Source organism: Paenibacillus sp. FSL R5-0636 (genome assembly GCF_037974255.1).
In the GTDB taxonomy this organism is placed as follows: Bacteria; Bacillota; Bacilli; order Paenibacillales; family Paenibacillaceae; genus Paenibacillus_AQ; species Paenibacillus_AQ odorifer.
This window is the reverse complement of the sequence record NZ_CP150232.1, coordinates 5401915-5422239: the sequence shown is the minus strand read 5'-3', so window position 1 is coordinate 5422239 and position 20325 is coordinate 5401915. Positions and strand designations below refer to the sequence as shown.

The 20325-nt window shown below is 49.2% G+C and carries 12 protein-coding genes; 11 read left to right on the top strand and 1 reads right to left on the bottom strand.

The genetic code is table 11. The annotated features are described in order from the left end of the window. Positions 1 to 23: 23 nt before the first annotated feature. Positions 24 to 1010 (bottom strand): Na/Pi symporter, encoded by a 987-nt coding sequence (locus MKX34_RS24790; protein WP_076297525.1) that lies wholly within the window; start codon positions 1008 to 1010, stop codon positions 24 to 26. Between the two features lie 99 nt (positions 1011 to 1109). Here MKX34_RS24790 and MKX34_RS24785 point away from each other — a divergent pair, with 99 nt between their 5' ends. From MKX34_RS24785 to MKX34_RS24735, 11 genes are all read left to right on the top strand, one after another. Then, the gene (locus tag MKX34_RS24785) at positions 1110 to 2534 is read left to right on the top strand and encodes a class I SAM-dependent rRNA methyltransferase (RefSeq protein WP_076297524.1); all 1425 of its coding nucleotides are present in this window, start codon (positions 1110 to 1112) and stop codon (positions 2532 to 2534) included. An 815-nt stretch (positions 2535 to 3349) separates the two neighbouring features. Continuing rightward, complete coding sequence (addB, locus tag MKX34_RS24780; protein WP_076297523.1) at positions 3350 to 6862, top strand: helicase-exonuclease AddAB subunit AddB; 3513 nt, start codon at positions 3350 to 3352, stop codon at positions 6860 to 6862. A gap of 2 nt (positions 6863 to 6864) precedes the next feature. After that, the gene (gene addA / locus MKX34_RS24775) at positions 6865 to 10908 is read left to right on the top strand and encodes a helicase-exonuclease AddAB subunit AddA (RefSeq protein WP_076297554.1); all 4044 of its coding nucleotides are present in this window, start codon (positions 6865 to 6867) and stop codon (positions 10906 to 10908) included. A gap of 40 nt (positions 10909 to 10948) precedes the next feature. Beyond that, complete coding sequence (locus MKX34_RS24770; protein WP_036683873.1) at positions 10949 to 12130, top strand: exonuclease SbcCD subunit D; 1182 nt, start codon at positions 10949 to 10951, stop codon at positions 12128 to 12130. A gap of 1 nt (position 12131) precedes the next feature. Continuing rightward, positions 12132 to 15548 carry an AAA family ATPase gene (locus MKX34_RS24765; protein ID WP_076297522.1) on the top strand — a complete coding sequence of 1139 codons (3417 nt, stop codon included), beginning with the start codon at positions 12132 to 12134 and terminating at the stop codon, positions 15546 to 15548. Between the two features lie 354 nt (positions 15549 to 15902). Further along, on the top strand, positions 15903 to 16262 hold the full coding sequence (locus MKX34_RS24760) for a histidine triad nucleotide-binding protein (protein ID WP_036683863.1): 360 nt from the start codon (positions 15903 to 15905) through the stop codon (positions 16260 to 16262). A gap of 139 nt (positions 16263 to 16401) precedes the next feature. Then, positions 16402 to 16575 (top strand): 30S ribosomal protein S21, encoded by a 174-nt coding sequence (rpsU, locus tag MKX34_RS24755; protein ID WP_036657994.1) that lies wholly within the window; start codon positions 16402 to 16404, stop codon positions 16573 to 16575. A 15-nt stretch (positions 16576 to 16590) separates the two neighbouring features. Beyond that, on the top strand, positions 16591 to 17034 hold the full coding sequence (locus tag MKX34_RS24750; protein ID WP_036683862.1) for a GatB/YqeY domain-containing protein: 444 nt from the start codon (positions 16591 to 16593) through the stop codon (positions 17032 to 17034). A 118-nt stretch (positions 17035 to 17152) separates the two neighbouring features. Beyond that, positions 17153 to 18538, top strand: a complete 1386-nt coding sequence (locus MKX34_RS24745; RefSeq protein WP_076297521.1) for an NfeD family protein — start codon at positions 17153 to 17155, stop codon at positions 18536 to 18538. Positions 18539 to 18593: 55 nt separating this feature from the next. Further along, entirely contained in the window at positions 18594 to 19598 is a 1005-nt protein-coding gene (floA, locus tag MKX34_RS24740; protein WP_036683849.1) for a flotillin-like protein FloA, read from the top strand. 18 nt (positions 19599 to 19616) lie between these two features. After that, positions 19617 to 20195 carry a hypothetical protein gene (locus MKX34_RS24735; RefSeq protein WP_076098529.1) on the top strand — a complete coding sequence of 193 codons (579 nt, stop codon included), beginning with the start codon at positions 19617 to 19619 and terminating at the stop codon, positions 20193 to 20195. Positions 20196 to 20325 lie beyond the last annotated feature (130 nt).

Here is a 20325-nt window from a genome sequence, read left to right as displayed (position 1 = left end):
TATAAAAAAACGGTACCTTTAAGCTAAGACTGAAGACGTTTTTCCAGTTTTGTCCATATAGGCAGGTAACATAATGGCAGTGCTAGAAGTGAGCAGACTACGTTGAAAATGGTCTGGGCGTGGGCGATTTGTGAAGCAGGTCCTCCACCAATCCATGCTGCACTTGCTTGTAGCAGCCCGATCATGGGCAAGAATAGTAGTGCACCGCCTACATTAAGCGCAACATGGGACCAAGCGACGAAGACGCCGGATGGCGTGCCGCCGATGGAAGCAATGACCGCTGTGACACAGGTGCCTACGTTGGCGCCTAGCACTATGGCTATACCTAGCTCAGGCGGCATGGCACCCGAGGCGGCAATGCTCATAGCCATAGCTATGACAGCAGCGCTGCTATGGAGCAGGGCTGTTAGGCACGCTCCAGCGGCGAGCCCCCATAGGGCACTTGTAGCGGCATGGTTTAGGAACCAGAGGAATAAGCCACTTTCCTGAAGTATTCCGCCGATAGACTGCATGACAGCGATCCCCCATAGGACGAGGGCGAAGCCTGATACAGCCAGACTGATAAATTGCAGTGGCGGGGATATTTTGTGGCAGAGCTCTGCCACTCGCGATGTAGGCGGCAGTTCGCCTGCAATAACTGCCGCTGCCCACAGACTGAGCGAGGCTGCCAGCAAGGGCGTGGCCATGGTATTGATCTGAAGTCCGATCAATTCTGTAGTTAATGTGGTGCCGATGTTGCTGCCCAAGATAATGCCAAGTGTGCGGGCATAGGTGAGCAGGCCGGCATTGACCATGCCGATAGTCAACACCGTTACAGCAGTACTGCTCTGGAGTAAGGCGGACAACAGGCTGCTGGAAATCATTCCTTTAATAGGTGTTGAGGTAGCTCTATTTAGACTTGTAGTTAATAGAGGGCCTGCTAGCTTGGACAACGCCGTTTCCATCAGCTTCATGCCGGCTAGAAAGATAACAAGACCATATATGATAGGGAACAGCAAATCACTGAACATAGGGCATACTCCTTTGGACGAGGGTTGTACACCAATATATGAATGTATTGCATGGGACATGTATAAAAACATTTTTAGAAAAACAGGGAGTTGAAGTCATTGCCATCGGTTATTTTAGAACGCAATCGCAAAAAAAGACTGGAACAGGGCCATCCATGGGTCTATGCAGGTGAAGTCGCATCGGTAGAAGGAAATCCGGAAGCGGGGGGATTAGTAGATGTCCTTAATCATCAGGGCCGATTTTTGGCCGTGGGATATTACAATCCAGCGTCACAGATTCGGGTAAGAATTGTATCACAGGGACCCCTTGCGATCATGGATACAGCCTTTTTTGCAGAACGTTTTGCGAATTGTCTGCAACACAGAAATCGGTTCCTTCCGGGTGCGGATGCTTATCGCTTGGTTTATGGTGAAGCGGACTTTTTGCCGGGGCTTATTGTAGATCGATTCGGAGATATTTTGGTTGTGCAGCTGCTTACGCTCGGAATGGACAAGCGGCGTGCAGAAATCGTCGAAGCATTGGTGCAGGTTATGGCACCGCGCGGAATCTATGAGCGCAGTGATGTTAGTGTGCGCGAGCTTGAAGGTATGGAGCAGACAACGGGTTTGCTGTATGGGGAGTGTCCACGGCATGTAACTGTGAGTGAGAATGGCCTGAAGCTGGTCGTTGATATTGAAGAAGGCCAGAAGACTGGCTACTTCTTTGACCAACGTGAGAATAGAGCTTCTATTGCTCCGCTCATGAAAGGCTGGGGGGGACGAAGCGGCATTACGCTGCAGGAAATCGAAACTGAGGAGGGTTCGCTACAGACCTTGCCAGTTAATAAGAGCGGTAAACATGTAACGTTCCCTTATTGGGACGGTGCGACAGTGCTGGAATGCTTCTCACATACGGGCAGCTTCACGCTGCATGCCTGCAAGTATGGCGCGAAAAAAGTAACCTGCCTCGATGTTTCAGCGCATGCCATTGAGAGTGCCAAAGTGAATGTGGAGCTGAACGGCTTTAGCGATCGTGTTGAATTCGTAGTGGATGATGCTTTTGCATATTTACGGAATCAGGTTAAAGGACTAGAGGAACGTTCTGAACGGGCGACAGTTGCAAGTGGAACAGAGACGGCAGCAGCTGCTACAAATCCTAAATCCGGAGGCAAAACAGCCAAAACCGACACATCCAAGCCGATGACGGCAGGTGGAGGAAGAACTTGGGATGTAGTCATCCTGGACCCTCCGGCGTTTGCCAAAACCAAAAGTGCAGTAGCTGGCGCTTGCCGTGGTTACAAGGATATCAATCTGCACGGGATGAAGCTGGTGAACGAAGGCGGCTATTTGGTTACCGCAAGCTGTTCTTACCATATGCAGCCAGATCTGTTCCTCGAAACGATTGCCGATGCAGCTAAAGATGCTGGCAAGGTGTTGAGACTTGTGGAATGGCGGGCCGCAGGCAAAGACCACCCACAAATACTTGGCGTTAACGAAGGACACTATCTGAAGTTTGCGATTTTTGAAGTGCGGAGTAAAAAATAAGCCTGAAGGTCAAAAAGGTTTACAGTGCCAAGTAACAAATAGGATAAAAGGGCGGGACGTAGGGTGGCCGTGAGTCGACTGTAAGGCAAGTAGTTGCCAACGGACTCAGATGACTCTATTTAGCGTAAACAGCCTATTATTGAATTCTTACAGACCCCAAAGGCGCTATTGCTCTTAAAACACCCGTAATGCAACACATTTTCGAAGAATAGCGTCAATGGGGTCCGAAAAGTTGCCAAAACAGCACTGAATCCACGAATAACGGCTCCTGGGTCCGTAAGTAATTAATGAAACAAGCCTAGCCCAAAATGTGCAATTTGAACGCTGAATACTAAATGGTAAACAACGAATGATGCTTATTGAATTATGATATGCGGAATGCGGATTACAAAACGATAGGCGTAGAGTGCTAATGTTGAGTGTTGAGTGTTGAGTGTTGAGTGTTGAGTGTTGAGTGTTGAGTATTGAACGCTGAACGCTGAGCACTGAACGCCGAACAGTCTAACATTGACCCTATGCTCTGACATTGGCAGCTCCTATCTAACGTTGCACATCTGGCATTAAAAACAAACTAAACACTCTAAAAAGCAAGCCGCCAAAATCCGGAGGTTTGCTTTTTTTTATTTGTACTCGTAGCTGTTATCCTTTGTAAAACATTAGAAAATACTAGCAAACACATGTTCCGATTAGTGTGGTTATGATATACTGAAGGGACGAGGAATCACTGAACTTTTTTAATTGGAGTGTAATCAATAGGTGGATATTTCACCTTGTAATTTATATATTTTCTCCGTTACGGAAGGAGTCTATCATTTATGTCGGTAACCTTTTTACTAGGCCGCTCGGGCAGTGGCAAGACAACAAAAATATGGGAATCTATCTCTTCTTCCTTAGAGAAGGAACCGCTTGGTGCGCCGATTATTATTCTTGTGCCAGAGCAAGGTTCTTTTGGAGCAGAACGGGGGCTTCTGACCGTAGGGAATGTGAAGGGAAGCCTTCGGGCGCAGACACTGAGTTTTTCGCGGCTTGCCTATCGTGTGAAGCAGGAAACTGGTGGCAGTGCAAGTCTGCCAATCAGTGATGAAGGTAAGAAAATGTTAATTTACAAAATCATCAGTCGTCGCAAAGAGGAACTGAAATTGTTCGGTGCCTCAGCAGACAGACCGGGTTTTGTGGAACGTCTGAACCAACTGCACACGGAGATGAAGCGTTGCTGTTTGGGTTCCACTGATTTAGAAGAGCAGTTGTCCGCTATGCGAGGAGCTATTGCAAGAAGTCCTATTCTTGAGGGTAAGCTGGATGATTTGCAGCTGGTATTCAGCGATTTAGAGAAGGAAATGTCACGTCTCTATATCGATGAAGAGGATCGTTTAGCAGAACTGGCTGAGCATATTCCTGATTCCTCCTATATTCGCGGGGCGGAGATTTGGGTAGATGGATTCCATGGATTTACTCCGCAGGAATTCGTAGTGCTTCGAGAATTGATGCAGCAAGCTTCGCAGCTGACCGTTTCGCTTACAATTGATCGTCCTTACCCATATGGAGATCAGTTGAATGAGCTTGAATTGTTTCACCCCACTGCGGTTACTTACATTAAACTGCGTGGAATAGCTGAAGAGCTGGGCATTGATGTGTGGGACGAGCTGCTGGAGCCAACGGTTCTTCCACGTTTTGAAGAAAGTCCAGTACTTGCTCACCTTGAACGGGGATATGATCGCCGGAAGGCCTGGATAGGTGCGGATGAACTGGCAAGAGAGGCTATATCCATAGGCGCCGCAGTTTCGCACAGAGCAGAGGTTGAGGGAGCACTGCGCGAAATGACTAGACTGGCGCGTGATGAAGGTGCAAAATATGGCGAAATGGCTGTATTGATGCGCAATATTGGCGATTACGAGCAGCTGATCCAACCGTTGTTCCAAGATTACGGAGTGCCATTTTTTCTGGACCAGAAGGTAAATGAGCTGCATCATCCGCTAGTGGAATTTATACGTTCCGCGCTGGATGTAGTGCGTCGTCGCTGGCGTTACGAGGATGTATTCCGTTGCGTAAAGACGGAGCTTTTGCTTCCGCTAGACGGTAGTATTACACGTGAGGATATGGATGCTTTAGAAAACTATGTGCTGGCTTGTGGGATTCAAGGGTATCGCTGGACGGATGGCCGCTCATGGAAAGGTATTCCTAGCTTGTCGCTGGAAGGCGGCAGACAGATGGATGATGAACTGCTTGCTACTATGGAACGATGCCGTGCTAGTATAACAGGTCCTTTATTTGCTTTTGAGAAACGAATCCAGAAAAGCCGAAGCGGCCTTGAACTATGTACGGCAATGTACAAGCTGCTTGAAGAGACGGATGTTGCACGAAAGCTGGAGAAACTCAGTGTTAAGTCTATGGAGAAGGGCCAACCCGAGAAGGCTAGGGAACATAGCCAGTTGTGGGGTGCGGTACTTGATCTGCTAGATCAGATAGTAGAAATGATGGGCAATGAAAGACTTGAGTTTGAAGTGTTCACCGGAGTTCTAGAGACAGGACTTGCTGAGCTTAAAATGGGACTAGTTCCGCCCGCACTGGATCAAGTATTGGTCGGCAATATGGATCGGACTCGCCCAACAGGGGTTAAATACGCTTTTTTGCTTGGATTTAATGAAGGTGTTGTGCCTGCGCAGTTTAAGGAAGATGGAATTCTCTCGGAAGGTGAACGCTCCGTACTAGAGAATGCTGGAATGGAGCTTGCTCCCGGCGCTTCTCGTAAACTACTGGACGAGCGGTTTCTGATCTATAATGCGCTAACGACAGGAAGCCAAAAGCTCTGGATTAGCTACGCTACAGCGGATGATGAGGGCAAAGCTCTCCTTCCCTCTGAGGTTATCCGGCATTTGCATAGAATGTTCCCAAGGGTTCAAGAGCATAGCTTGTCAGCACTTCCCCCTGCGGGACTACCGGCAGAAGTCGGAAATCCTATTCATCTCGGTTTCATTGGTCAACCAGAACAGAGTCTTCGCGCATTGATTATGCAGCTGCGGCAGTGGCGCCAGGGGACAGAAATTCCGGAGCTATGGTGGGATGTGTATAACTGGTTTACTAAGAACGAAGATCGTAAATTTCAACTGGAACGTTTGCTAAGCTCACTGTTCTATCGTAATGAGGGAACGAAGCTAAAGCGTGGCACAAGCCTCAGATTGTATGGTGGCTCAACACTGCGGGGCAGTGTGTCCCGGATGGAGAAATTTGTTGCGTGCTCATTTTCCCATTTTGCGTCCTACGGACTAAGACTGAAGGAGCGTCAGCTATATAAGCTGCAAGCACCTGATATTGGACAGCTGTTCCATGCTGCGTTAAGTGATATGGCGATAAGACTGAAACAAGAGGGACGGGGCTGGGGCAGCTTGTCTCCGGATGAATGTCGGCGTGAGGCCAGTGAGACAGTAGAGCGGCTATCTCCGATGTTGCAGGGTGAAATCCTAATGAGCTCCAAACGTTACGGGTACATCTCCCGTAAGCTTAAGAATATTGTTGGACGTGCTTCTGTGATTCTGGGCGAGCACGCCCGCCGGGGCAGCTTTGAGCCAGTAGGGCTGGAGCTGGACTTTGGACCGGATAAGGAGTTGCCGCCTTTAAGGATTACGCTGCCAAATGGCTGCGTGATGGAGGTTGTTGGCCGGATTGACCGTGTAGATATGGCCCGTGGAGAGAACGGAATTCTTCTGCGGGTAATTGATTATAAATCGAGCCAAAAGGATCTCAAGCTGCATGAGGTGTATTATGGATTATCGCTGCAAATGCTGACTTATTTGGATGTGCTGCTAACATATTCGGAGCAATGGCTGGGGCAGCCGGCACTTCCAGCCGGCACACTTTATTTCCATGTGCATGATCCGTTGTTGACCTCATCCAATGGGATGAACAAGGAACAGGCTGAGCAAGAGCTGTTGAAACGCTTCAAGATGAAAGGACTACTTACAGCAGATCGTGAGGTTGTCTCCCTGATGGATACCACTTTAGACAAAGGGTATTCTTCTATCGTGCCTGTAGCAGTAAAAGCTGACGGCAGCTTTTATAGCAGTGCTTCAGTAGCTACACCAGAGCAGTGGGGTCATCTATTATCCTCCGTTAGAGGGACAATTTCGGATATCGGGACACGGATTACAGAAGGTGATGTGGCGATTGAGCCGTACCGAATTGGGCAGGAGACCGCCTGCACATTCTGTTCCTTTAGACCTGTCTGCCAGTTCGATGAAGCTGTGGAAGGCAACAGCTATAACAATCTGGGTAAGCCAGGGAAGGACGTTATATGGGATCTGCTGTCCCGCAAAGGAGGAACTACACCTTGAGTATGAAGGCTGAAATAGAAGCGAAACCGGAAGGAAGTATATGGAGTGATGACCAGTGGCGCGCCATTGCGGAGAGCGGTGATGACATCCTCGTTGCTGCGGCAGCAGGTTCCGGTAAGACGGCGGTGCTGGTAGAACGGATTATTCGAAAAATCAGTAAGGAAGAGAACGGCTTCAGTGTAGACAGGCTATTAGTAGCTACGTTTACCAAAGCTGCGGCTGCCGAAATGCGGCAGCGGATCAGGGAAGCCCTTGATCGGGAGCTGGAGGAGAATGGGGAGAACGACCATTTGCGCCGTCAGCTATCCCTGCTGGGCAAAGCTTCGATTACAACGTTGCACTCCTTCTGTCTGGAAGTGATCCGGCGTTATTATCAAATGATTCCGATTGATCCGGGTTTCCGCATATTAAATGAGCATGAAGCGGAGATGATGCGGCAGGAGCTGCTCGAAGAGTTGCTGGAGGAAAAGTACGGTGAAGCAGGTGCGGATGGCGAGGATAGTATATTTGTGCAGCTCGCTGATTGGTTCAGTGGTGAACGCAGTGATGATGCAGTGCATGCGCTCATACAGCGATTGCATGATTATGCCCGCAGCCATCCTTGGCCTGCGCAATGGCTCCGTAATACTGCAGCTGATTTCTCATTGCCAGACACCGAAAGTCTGGGTGGAACGCCATGGGTGCTGAGCATTCTTGAAGAAGCGAAGCTGACACTTGCGGGCGCAGCCAGTCAGCTGATTCAAGGCCGGGAGATTGCACTGCAGCCGGGCGGTCCGGCACCCTATGCTGAGAATTTAACCGCTGATCTTGAGATGGTAAATGCACTGCAGGATGCCGTAAACGAACGACCTTGGGCAGAATTATATGATATTTTCATGGAAGTATATTTTGGGAAATTAAAGGCTTGTAAGAAGGATTCGACAGATCCTGGACTGCAGGAAATGGTGAAGGAACTGCGCGACAGTGTGAAGAAGAGTATTTTAGATCTTCAGAAAGCATTGTTTGGCCGTCCGCCTGAGGTTTTTTTGAAAGAGCTGAACGAAGCGGCTCCACTGATGGCAGAGCTTGCAGAGACAGTGATAGCATTCGGTGAACGTTATAGAATTGAAAAAGCCGGAAGAGGTCTAGTCGACTTCAGTGATTTGGAGCATTATTGTCTGCAAATTCTACGCCATTCGGACTCTACGCCCGGTCATTCCCTACCTTCTGATGCAGCTATGGAATACCGTGCTCAATTCGATGAGGTTCTGCTGGATGAGTATCAGGATACGAATAGTGTGCAAGAGGAGATTGTGCGGCTAATATCCCGTGAAACACCCGGTAACCGGTTTATGGTCGGAGATATGAAGCAAAGTATCTATCGATTCCGTCTGGCGGAGCCGGGGCTATTCCTGGATAAATACCGCAGCTTTGGCTCACACCAATTCGATGATCTATCTGAAATTACTAATGAATCATCTAGCGGTTCGGTCATCGATCTGGCCCGTAATTTTCGCAGTCGCATGGAGGTTGTAAATGCCGTGAATATGATCTTCCGGCAGATTATGAATGAGACGGTAGCGGAGATTAATTATGATGAACGCGCTGAGCTTGTTTACGGAGCGAATTTCCCAGGTGCAGCAGAGAAGGGGCCTGATATCTTTTTTGCACCGGAGTTATTATTGATTGATCGTGGTTCGGCAGCAGGGAAGTCGGAAGAGACTTCTGAAGACGGTGAGGCGCCACTTCAGGAGAGTGAAGCCATTGAGAGCGAGACGGCGCAGCTGGAAGCACGGGCAATTGCCCGGCGTATTTCACAAATGACGGGGATGACCGGTGGATCGCCACTGCTTATCTACGATAAAGGACTCAAGATTATGCGTCCGGTTATTTACGGTGATATCGTGATCCTGCTTCGCTCGGCAAGAATCTGGACCCCTCTAATCATCGAAGAGCTTCGGATGGAAGGAATCCCTGCTTATGGTGATCTGAATAAAGGTTATTTTGAAGCTACAGAAGTGGAAATTGCACTTTCCCTCTTAAAAATAGTTGATAATCCTCAGCAGGACATTCCGCTGGCTGGCGTACTTCGTTCACCTGTGGTCGGATTAACGGAAGAAGAATTGGCTACGGTGCGTATGTGTAGTCAGGGTCCTTTTTTTCAAGCAGTACAGATGGCGGTGGATATGCAAGATGCAAAAGAGGCTGAAGAAGAGTATGACCTCTTCTCGGCTCATGTGATTGAATCCGCAAGCACCGTCGAAAATAATGTTTTACCTGATAAAGATCTGCCGCAGATCAGTCCAGAACTGAAGCGCAAGCTTAAACATTTCCTAGAACAGCTGGAAAGCTGGAGAAATGCGGCTAGACAAGGTAGTCTCAGTGAGCTGATCTGGCGTATCTATGGGGAGAGCGGCTATCTGGAATGGGTTGGAGGACTGCCTGGAGGCTCGCAGCGCCAGAACAATCTTAAAGCTTTGTATGATCGGGCTGTGCAATTTGAGAATGACACCGCAGCACGCGGATTGTTCCGTTTTCTGGTGTTCATTTCACGGCTTCGTGAGAATGGCGGAGATCTGGGTGTAGCTGGCGGTGGCGGTGAAGAAGGCAATGGCGTCAGAATCATGACCATCCATAAATCCAAAGGTCTGGAGTTCCCTGTTGTTTTTGTAGCCGGGATGGCAAAACAGTTCAATCGACAAGATTTGCATTCGCCATTTCTTATGCACAAAGAGCTTGGCTTTGGGCCACGTTTTGTGGAACGGGAAACGCGAGTTAGTTACCCAACACTTCCTTATCTGGCTATTAACCGGCGTACACGGCTTGAGTTATTAGCTGAGGAAATGCGTGTATTATATGTGGCGTTAACTCGTCCGAGAGATAAAATGATTCTAGTGGGCACCGTAAGAGATTTGCCACGCAAAATCGCTAGCTGGAGCAGCGTACAGAACCGGGATGAGCTGCTGCTTGCAGACCATCTGCTGGCCCGAGGGCGCAGCTATTTGGATTGGGTTGGACCGGCATTGATCCGGCACCCTGCTGCGGCGATTCTTCGTAAGCTGGGCGGTTCAGAAGGTACCGTCTCCACGGTGCTGCACAACGATGTCTCCAACTGGAGCATCAGTGTGCAAAATGCTTCCGAACTTAATTCTGGGGCGTTCCTGCCAACGGATCAGACTGAAGATAAGGTAGAGGAACGGCAAGCTGTACTCGAAGCACTGCATAAGGGTGAATCTGTAAATATATATGAAACAGAGACTAGCGATGAAATTGCTAGAAGACTGGAATGGAATTATCCGTATGCGGCAGCCTCAGGTATTCCGGCTAAAACTTCTGTTACGGAGTTAAAAGCGTTGTTGTCATTACAGGAGCAGCCCTCTTTTGATCTGCTGGAAGAAGGCAATTCTACAACCTCAATAGAAAACGATAAACGTCCAAGTGTTGCAGGTGCGGACAGTCTTCATTTGCGGCGTCCGAAATTTATGGAAAAACGCAGTCTGACCCCAGCGGAACGCGGGACAGCATACCATACAGTCATGCAGCATATTCCGCTGGAGGGTTCAGTTGATCCTATGGTTGTGGAAGAAACCTTAGCCCGGCTTCAGAGAGTGGCTATTCTAACTGCTGAGCAGGTGGAGGCTGTAGCTCCCGATCAGATAGAAGCTTTTTATACTAATGAACTTGGACGTAGATTAATAGCTTCTTCTTGGAAGCTTAGAGAAATGCCATTCAGTTATATGGTTCCCGCAGGTGAGGCTTATCGAGGGCTCGATTATATGAATGAAGCCGTCTCGGAGCTTACCCCTGAGAACAATAAGGAAGGCTTTAGTGAGGCTGTGCTAATTCAAGGGGTCATTGACTGCCTGTTCCGAGAAGAGGACCGGATTATTCTGCTAGACTATAAGACGGACTCTGTATTAGAACATCAGGGCGGCCTAGAAGCACTTAAGGAAAAATATCGTTTTCAGCTAGAGTTATACAGCAAGGCATTACATGATATTTTGGGAGAACCGATCAGCGAGATTTGGCTGTACTTTTTTGACGGCGATCATGCTGTGAAATTATAAATTATTCATTGCCGCATAGGAGCGGGGAAAGAGGACGAAGATGCGGATATTGCATACGGGGGATTGGCACTTGGGCCGTACGCTGGAGGGAAGAAGCCGCCAGAAGGAGCAAGAGCAGTTCATAGATGAATTGGTGGAGATCGCCGATTTTCATAAGGTGGATTTGATTATGATGGCGGGAGATGTGTACGATTCCGTTAATCCACCAGCGGCTTCGGAGCAATTATTCTATGAGGCTGCTGCCAGGCTATCTTCAGGGGGCAGGCCCCTTGTGGTGATTGCCGGCAATCATGACCAACCGGAGCGCGTATCTTCAGTCTCCCCGCTTGTATTAAGGCAGGGGATTACCTTGGTAGGACTTCCAACCTCAGAGCCAGTGACAGTTCATGCTGCGCGCACGGGTGAGATTGCCAAAATCGCAGCCCTTCCCTATCCCTCAGAGGCACGTCTTGGTGAGCTGCTTGCTGGGGACAGCGGGGAAGAGGAGCTTCGACTGGCTTACAGCGCACGGGTAGGCAAACTCATGCAGCTGTTGGGAAGGGAATTTACCCGACAAACCGTAAATTTGGCGATGAGCCATATTTATGTGCTGGGTGGTGTAGAGAGTGATTCGGAACGCCCGATTCAAGTGGGCGGGGCTTACACTGTAGATCCTTCTGCTTTATCCTGTGGAGCGCAATATACTGCCCTAGGCCATCTTCATCGCGCTCAGCGTGTTAAAGGGGAAGGGATGATCCGTTATAGCGGATCCCCGTTGGCATATAGCTTTTCTGAAGCAGGACAAGCCAAGTCGGTGACGCTGATTGATGTTGCGCCGGGCGGTGAGCCGACCTTCGAAGAAATCTATCTTCGCTGTGGGCGCCCACTTGTAAGATGGAGCTCTACGGGTGGATTGCAAGAGGTATATAACTGGTTGGATGAAGGTAGAGATGCTTCTGCTTTTATAGATTTGGAGATTCGGCTCAGTGAAGCTATGTCGATGAATGATATTCAGCGCCTGCGTAAATCACGTGAGGGGATCATTCATATTCGTCCGATTTATCCGCAAATGGAGCTGGAGCTTGAACAAATTTCCCGTTCACGTATGCCTGTACAGGAATTGTTCCGTAAATTCTATCAGCGCCAGACGGGCGGGGCGGAGCCGGAGGATCGTTTGATTGAGCTGTTCTTACAGCTAACCGAAGAAGAACGGCAGCAGCCGGAGGAAGGAGAGGAGAACTAAGGTGAAGCCTATTTTATTAAAAGTAGCAGGATTGCAGAGTTATAGAGAAATGCAGGAAATAGATTTTGAAAGTCTGTGTGAGACTGGGCTGTTTGGGATTTTTGGACCTACGGGCAGCGGCAAGTCCAGTTTGCTGGATGCTATTACTTTGGCGATGTACGGGAAAGTAGAGCGCGCCGTTAACGGGACACAGGGGATTATGAATCACTCTGAGGATTCACTCAGCGTGGCGTTTACCTTTGAGCTCACTTCTTCCGCTGGGGTACATCGTTATCGTGTTGAACGTAAGTTCAAGCGGACTGGTGAGCAAACAGTCAGCAACACCATTAGCCGTTTCATTGAAGTCACACCTGACGGGGATAACGTTATGGCGGATAAACTCGCAGATGTTACACGTTGTGTGGAAGAGCATATTGGACTCAAAATGGATGACTTCACGCGAGCAGTTGTATTGCCGCAGGGGAAATTCGCCGAATTCTTATCGCTTCGGGGCGTAGACCGCCGACAAATGCTGCAGCGCCTGTTCCATTTGGAACAGTATGGTGATCAGCTTGCGTTGAAGCTTAGCCGACGGGTGAAGGAGAATGAGGCTGCGCTCCGCGCGCTCGAAGCGGAGCAGCAGGGGCTTGGCAGCGCAGGCAAAGAGGATGTAGAGGCAGCGGCAGAGCGCCTCGAACAAGCAGCCCAACATGCTGCGGAATGCCGCCGCAAGCTGGAGGCGGCGCTGCAGGTCGCGGAGCGTTTCACGCGCATTCGCGAGCTGCAAGAGGAACGGACCCGCCGCGAATTGCAGCGGCAGGGACTGCTTTCCAAGGAGGAGGAGATTCTCCTCCTTGAACGGAAGCTCGGCCAAGCTGACGAGGCCGAGGCTAGGCTTCCCGCGCTGAAAGCATGGCGAAGCGCGGAAGATGCCTTCAAGAGCCGATTGACCCGCGCGGAGGGTCAAGAGGTGCTGGCCGCCGCTGCCGAGCAGGAGGCGGCGCGTGCCGCTGCGGCCGCGGCTGCTGCGCAGGCCGCGCTTGCGGCGGAAGAGCCGGCCCTCCGGCAGGGGGCCGACACCTACCGCCGCGCGCTCGAGCTCGAGTCCGAGCTCGGCGCCCTGCGGCGCGAACTCGCGGCTCTGCGCGAGCGCCGCGAAGAGGCCTCCCGCAAGCTGGCGGAACTGCGGGAGGGCATGGCCCGGGAGCGTGAGCTTTTGGCCAAGGGCCAAAAGCGCCAGCAAGAGCTGCAGCAGAGCTTGCAGCCGCTCGGTGTCCGCTCCCAGGAGCGGCAGTCTCTGCAAGAAGCGATGCAGAGACTGCAAGGGCTGCACTCCGCCGAATCCCAGTGGGATAAGGCGGAGAAGGAGCGCCGCGAGCGTGCCGCTGCACTCGCGGCTGCGCAGGCGCGACTCGCGGAGGCCGAGGGCCGTCGCGAGCAGCAGGAAGCTTCTCGCGGGCAGCTGATCCGCGAGGCGGCGCTGCATCAAGAGAAGCTGCTAGCGACAGAAGAAGCTGCGCGCACCGCAGCAGAAAGCCTGGAGCAACATATCAGTTCTTTGGAAGCAGCCCTCAAGGGGCATGAGTTGCACAGACTGTCGCTTGGATTGGCTAAAGAATTGGAAGCAGGACAACCTTGCCCTGTATGTGGCAGCGAACACCACCCGGCCCCTGCTGTATTGCAGGATAACCTAGAGCAACAGGAACTGGAGTCAAAGCTTCAACAGGCTCGGGTGTTGTCCAGACGTGCTTTGGAAGCACGCCATATGTTCCGTGGTTTAAGGGAGCAGGACCTGGTTTGGCTGGAGCAGGTGTTTGGTGATGGAGCTTTTGATACGGTAAATCATCCTGCGGCGGCAGGTTCAGAAGTCAGTACTACAGAGGTTTCCTCTACCGATATGTCCATCCCAGATGAAAAAGCTTTGGCAGAACTTGATGCTGCATTTTTAGCATTAAAAAGCCAGTCTGGAGAACTGCGTCGTACAGCGATACAGTGGCAGCAATCGATGCAGGAAGTTCAGCAGCTATGCCTCAAAGAAGCAGCAGGTGCCCAAGGTGAGCGAAGCTGGGTAGAAGGTCTTACCGCCAAAGCCAAGGAACTGAGTGGCCAACTAACCGCTTTGCGGCAGAACTGGGTACAGCAGTTCCCTGATTTGGCACCGGAAGAGGTAGAAAAAGCTTATCGTGAGCTGTTAGCCAAGGATGCTCAAGCTGAGGAAATTAGATCCCGACTGGAAATCAGTGTCAAGTTTCTGGATGAGAAAGGCGCTTCGGTACAGAATCTTCAGGAAACTATCACCGGACTCGATAAAGAGCTTACTCAGTGGAATACACAGATGGAAGGCAAAGAAGAATTGCAGCGTGAAAAAGAACGGCGTCTTCTAGAGTGGACTAATGGCCGCGCTGCTGCCCCACTTCTAGCAGAGTGTGAGCGTCGTCTGCAGGAATTGTTAGCAGCTGTGGAGACCAGCCAACGATTACATCTCACGGCAGCGGAAAAAGCGCAGCATGAGATCAAGGAGGCAGCGATTACCCGCCAGGCTGCAGAATCTGCTCGAGAGCATTATGTGACTTCAAGCCATCTGTGGGAGCAAAGCTTAACCTCTTCACCGTTTAGTTCGGCCGCTGAGGTTGAAGGAGCAGCTCTCGCACCTGAAGAGCGGGAAATTTCATCTTCTCGGGTACGTGCCCATCGTGCTGAAGAAGCTGAAGTCTCATTGCAGCTGCGCAATATTGAAGAGAAGCTTGACGGAGCCAGCTTAAGTGAAGAGGAATGGCAAGTTAGCCAGGAGAGCTTAAGCGCGTGTAAGTCAGAGGATGAAATGTCTCTGCAAGCAAGAGCGCGTGCAGAGCGAGATCTAGAGGATCTGCGGCATCGGCATATTCGCTGGATGGAGCTTGAAGCCCAGCGGCTAGAACATGCTTCCCTACAGGATCATTTGTCCAAATTGCAGACGGTTTTACGTGGAAATGCTTTTGTTGAGTATATTGCGGAGGAACAATTGATGCAGGTGTGCCAGTCTGCTTCTCAGCGGCTTCGTTTTCTGAGCAAACAGCGTTATGCACTGGAGGTTGATTCGGGCGGTGGCTTTGTAATCCGTGATGATGGAAACGGTGGTGTAAGAAGACCGGTCTCCACGCTTTCCGGCGGAGAGACGTTCTTAACTTCCTTGTCACTTGCACTTGCTCTTTCGGCACAGATTCAGCTGCGGGGGCAGTATCCATTGCAATTTTTCTTTTTGGACGAAGGTTTTGGTACGCTGGATCCGGAATTGCTCGATACGGTAATTACCTCACTGGAAAGACTGCATAACGACCAACTGTCTGTCGGCATTATCAGCCATGTTCCAGAGCTTCGGGCACGACTGCCACGCAAGCTGGTAGTAGTACCTGCTGAACAGGGTGGAGGGGGATCTCGGATCCTTTTGGAAAAAATGTGAAGATCTACAATGTGTGTGATTCTTATCACAGATACAGTATCAACGCGCTGTTATAATACAGCTAAGCCGACATTACTTTAGAAACACCTCGGCGGACGTATGGCAGGGAATGAACTCCTTTTCATACGTCCGCCGCCGAATCAGCTTTATAAGCTGTGAAGGGTGTTTCTCTTTTTTTTGTCTTTTTTAGGCCTAACGGTGTTGATATATTTATTTAATGGTTCATTCTGTAACAGATACAGTTTGGTGCTGATTATACTGAGTTTGCTTGCTGCTTTCGTAATTGATGATTATCCTGTATGATTATCTTATGATGAAGTGGAATTTCACCAATTTTTAGGAGGCAAGCACTCTATGGAGACCGTGTTTAGCAAAATTATTGAGGGTACTATTCCTTCCAAAAAAGTATTTGAGAATGAACGTATTCTTGCATTTTACGACATCGAGCCGGCTGCACCGGTACATGTGTTGATCATTCCCAAGAAGTTCATTGCTTCAATGAATGATGTTACACCTGAGGATCTTCCGCTAATTGCTGAAATCCACAGTGTGGCCCAACAGATCGCCAAAGACCTTGGGATTGCTGAGTCTGGTTATCGTTTAATCAATAATTGCGGGCCTGATAGTGGACAAGCTGTGCCTCATCTTCATTATCACCTGCTGGGTGGAGCCAAGCTGGGTGCGCTCACTGGAAACTCAGCTTCCCACGCATAGCATAATCATTTAATGTTGAAGAACTTGCCAGAAAAAAGAATAGCACGAAGGTTGACACGTTATTTCCGTTTGACCTATAATGGAGTTTGATAAACCGTGTTATGCTCTTGGACGGTATGGTCGGAGGGAGGGGAAACCTGTGTCTGAAACGAAAGTTCGCAAAAACGAGACAATTGATGCTGCACTTCGTCGCTTTAAACGTTCCATCGCAAAAGATGGTGTCTTGGCTGAGGTGAAGAAACGCAAACATTACGAAAAGCCGAGCGTTAAGAAAAAGCTGAAGTCTGAGGCTGCTCGTAAGAGAAAGTTTTAGGAGGATTACCCACGCATGAATCTTAGCGAGAGATTGAACGAAGATATGAAGCAAGCGATGAAGAGTAAGGACAAGTTCACGCTCTCCACGATTCGAATGGTTCGTTCTACAATAAAGTATCTTGAAATAGATCTGAAGAGAACATTGGACGACAACGAAGTGCTTGATATCCTTAGTCGTGAAATCAAACAGCGCAAAGATGCCCTCCAAGAATTTGAATCAGCGGGTCGCGACGAGCTTGCCGCGAGTACAAAAGCAGAAATCGAGATTATTATTAAATATCTTCCCGAGCAACTTTCCGAAGAAGAAATTAAAGTAATTGTACAGCAGACCATCCAGGAAACCGGTGCTTCTTCGAAGAGCGAAATGGGGAAGGTCATGAGCGCACTGATGCCTAAGGTCAAAGGTCGCGCTGATGGTAAACTCGTGAACCAGGCGGTTCTGCAATTTCTGCAATAATATAGCACTAGCACCCCTTGCAAAAGGGGTGCTTTTCTATGTTATGAAACGTAAATCCAATTTCAGCGTATTAAGGGTTATGAGTTCTGGGTCAAGCTAAAGAAGGGAGGTAAAATCATTGAGAAGATTACAGAAAATACTGTTAGCTAGCATTCCTGTGGTCCTGCTGTTACTCCTCCTGACACCCTTTGCAACGAATGTAAGCGCTGACGGGGCAGCCCCGAAAACACCGGGGGTTACGAACAGTGAGCTGAAAAAAGGTCCCGTGTTTATTATTCCGGTAGATCAAAAGATTGAACGGGGTTTGCAAAGCTTTTTGGAAAGAGGATTTGAAGAAGCCGCTAATTATGGAGCAGTCCTTATTCTACTAGAGGTCGATACACCTGGAGGGCTGGTGAAATCGGCAGAAGAGATTGGGACGATGGTAAGAGAGAGTGAAATACCAACAGCTGCCTATATTAAAGGTGATGCCGCTTCTGCAGGCAGTTACATAGCACTTAATGCAGGTGCAATAATCATGAAGCCGGGCAGTATGATCGGTTCTGCTTCTTTGGTAGACATGAATGGTCAAAAAGTCGATGATGCCAAAATGATATCCTACTGGAGATCTAAAATGATTGGCGCTGCTGCTCTGAATGATCGTGATCCAGACATTGCCGCTGGTATGGTGGATAGTAATTTGGTCGTGGATAAGCCAGAGCTTGGTGTGACTAAGACACAGGGAGAAATCATTGCCTTGTCTAGTGAAGAAGCTTTAAAAGCTGGTTACGCTGATCAAATTACAGATACCCCTGAAGAAGCAATTCATTGGCTTGGATATACTACAGACGACATCTTTCGCGTAGAGCATACCGGTGCGGAAAAAATGTCGCAATTTCTGACCAATCCGATTATTATGACGATTCTGCTGTTCATTGGGATTACAGGCGTTGTAATTGAACTGATTGTTCCAGGCTTTGGTGCGCCAGGAATTATCGGGACATTGGCTTTTGTGTTATATTTCTTCGGCAACTATGTTGCAGGATTCGCCGGAGCGGAAACTTGGCTCTTGTTTATCATTGGGCTTGTCATGCTTGTGCTGGAGCTCTTTGTGCCTAGCTTCGGAATATTGGGGCTGCTCGGCTCTGTTAGCCTTGTAGCGGGTGTCGTACGAGCTGCTTACAGCTATAAGCATGCACTTCTCAGTCTAGGTATCTCTTTCGTAGCTGCGACTATAGTTGTAGTAATTGTTGCGGTCATTTTTAAAGAACGAGGGATCTGGAACAGATTTATTTTGAAGGAAAGCCTTACTAAAGATCAGGGATTTGTGCCCGTAGAAGAGAAGCTTAGCTTATTAGGCGCTACAGGAACCAGTATTACTCCGCTTCGTCCATCAGGAACGGCTATGATAGGCGGCGAACGTGTGGATGTTGTTACAGAAGGTAGTTTTATTAGTGCTAATGCACCGGTCTCTATTATTAAAGTAGAGGGCGGACGGATTGTTGTGAAAGAAATCAAGGAATAAGGTAAACACTGGAACCAATAACAGTTCTAGAATAAATTTACGGAGGTTATATAGTATGGGTGAAGCATCTTTGATTCCTATTCTGTTTATCGCGGTAGTGGTGATTATTGTATTAAGCGTGTTTTTAAGTTTCTTCCCGGTTATGCTCTGGATTTCTGCATTAGCGTCGGGCGTTAGAATCAGTATTATTACACTGGTGGCGATGAGACTGCGTCGTGTAACCCCAAGTCGTATCGTTAACCCAATGATTAAAGCGACCAAGGCAGGTCTTGGACTGAACATTAATCAACTGGAGAGTCACTATCTCGCAGGTGGTAACGTAGACCGGGTGGTTAATGCGCTTATTGCAGCACAACGTGCAGATATTCCTCTGGAATTTACTCGCGCAGCAGCCATTGATCTTGCAGGACGTGATGTGCTGCAGGCTGTGCAAATGAGCGTTAACCCTCGTGTAATTGAGACACCGGTTGTTGCGGCTGTTGCTAAGAACGGGATTGAAGTTAAGGTAAAAGCGCGCGTAACTGTTCGTGCCAATATCGACCGTCTCGTGGGTGGTGCGGGTGAAGAAACGATTATTGCCCGTGTTGGTGAAGGGATTGTAACGACAGTAGGTTCGAGTGATTCCCACAAAGATGTCCTTGAGAACCCGGATTTGATTTCGCGGACGGTATTGTCCAAAGGTCTGGATTCAGGTACTGCTTTTGAGATCCTCTCCATTGATATTGCGGATATCGATGTAGGCAAGAACATCGGTGCTTATCTACAAACTGAGCAAGCAGAAGCGGACAAACGTATTGCCCAAGCCAAGGCGGAAGAACGCAGAGCGATGGCTGTCGCTCACGAGCAAGAGATGAAGGCGCGCGTAGTAGAGATGAAGGCTCTTGTTGTAGAAGCTGAATCTCAGGTGCCTATGGCGATGGCTGAGGCGCTCAGAAATGGCCAAATCGGCGTGATGGATTATATGAATATCAAAAACATCGAGGCAGATACCCAAATGCGGGGATCTCTCGGCAAAATGAATGATCAGGACGACAATAACCGTCCTAACAATAATAAATAAAAGGGGATGTGAATCTCCATGAGCTGGATCTATATTATTGCGGTTATTATATTCGCGATCGTATCCAATGTGAATAAAGCAACTAAAAACAAGCCCAAAGGAGCTCCTCGCGGGGGGATGCCCACTTTTGGGGGCGGAGAGGATTCTCCGCTCCGCCGGGTAAAGCGCCCGGATATCGATGGAGGGCGCCAAGCGGAGTCTGGCAGTGGATTTCCTGCTCCTGTTAACACCTCTTCCCGGCAGTCGATGTCAGAGGATAACCGGGAGTATGATGCCTCTCCTGCCTTTCCAGAACCTGCGTATATACCAACTCCAGATTATTCTACTGGAGAAGGAATGTCTTTGGAGCATGCCGATGACGGAGTTGAATTACGCACACAAAGAATGCAAGAAGAGGTGCGGCGCCTTCAATCTGCTTTTGACGGGATAGCGGGTGCAGATTCCAAAAGATCAAATAAGACTAAGAACACAAACTCACCCTCTGCGGCAGACCAGACACATGGAACAGGGAGTCGTGACGACCTGCGCAATGGTGTAGTCTGGGCAGAGATTCTGGGACCACCGCGTTCTCGCCAGCCGCATTCCACCCGAAGATAATATTTACGGATCATAGTAACAATAAAGCCTCGGTTTCCTATCTTTACGATAGGTTGCCGGGGCTTTTTTTTCTTTTTTCACACTAGAAGGGTCCTCCTTTGTTACTTCTTCTCATAAAAAAAAGCGTTGC

What these genes read in the sequence shown, in the direction of transcription:
- MKX34_RS24790 (WP_076297525.1), bottom strand. Translation starts at nt 1,010, where the DNA reads ATGTTCAGTGATTTGCTGTTCCCTATCATATATGGTCTTGTTATCTTT.
- addB (WP_076297523.1), top strand. Translation starts at nt 3,350, where the DNA reads ATGTCGGTAACCTTTTTACTAGGCCGCTCGGGCAGTGGCAAGACAACA.
- addA (WP_076297554.1), top strand. Translation starts at nt 6,865, where the DNA reads ATGAAGGCTGAAATAGAAGCGAAACCGGAAGGAAGTATATGGAGTGAT.
- MKX34_RS24770 (WP_036683873.1), top strand. Translation starts at nt 10,949, where the DNA reads ATGCGGATATTGCATACGGGGGATTGGCACTTGGGCCGTACGCTGGAG.
- MKX34_RS24760 (WP_036683863.1), top strand. Translation starts at nt 15,903, where the DNA reads ATGGAGACCGTGTTTAGCAAAATTATTGAGGGTACTATTCCTTCCAAA.
- MKX34_RS24750 (WP_036683862.1), top strand. Translation starts at nt 16,591, where the DNA reads ATGAATCTTAGCGAGAGATTGAACGAAGATATGAAGCAAGCGATGAAG.
- floA (WP_036683849.1), top strand. Translation starts at nt 18,594, where the DNA reads ATGGGTGAAGCATCTTTGATTCCTATTCTGTTTATCGCGGTAGTGGTG.
- MKX34_RS24735 (WP_076098529.1), top strand. Translation starts at nt 19,617, where the DNA reads ATGAGCTGGATCTATATTATTGCGGTTATTATATTCGCGATCGTATCC.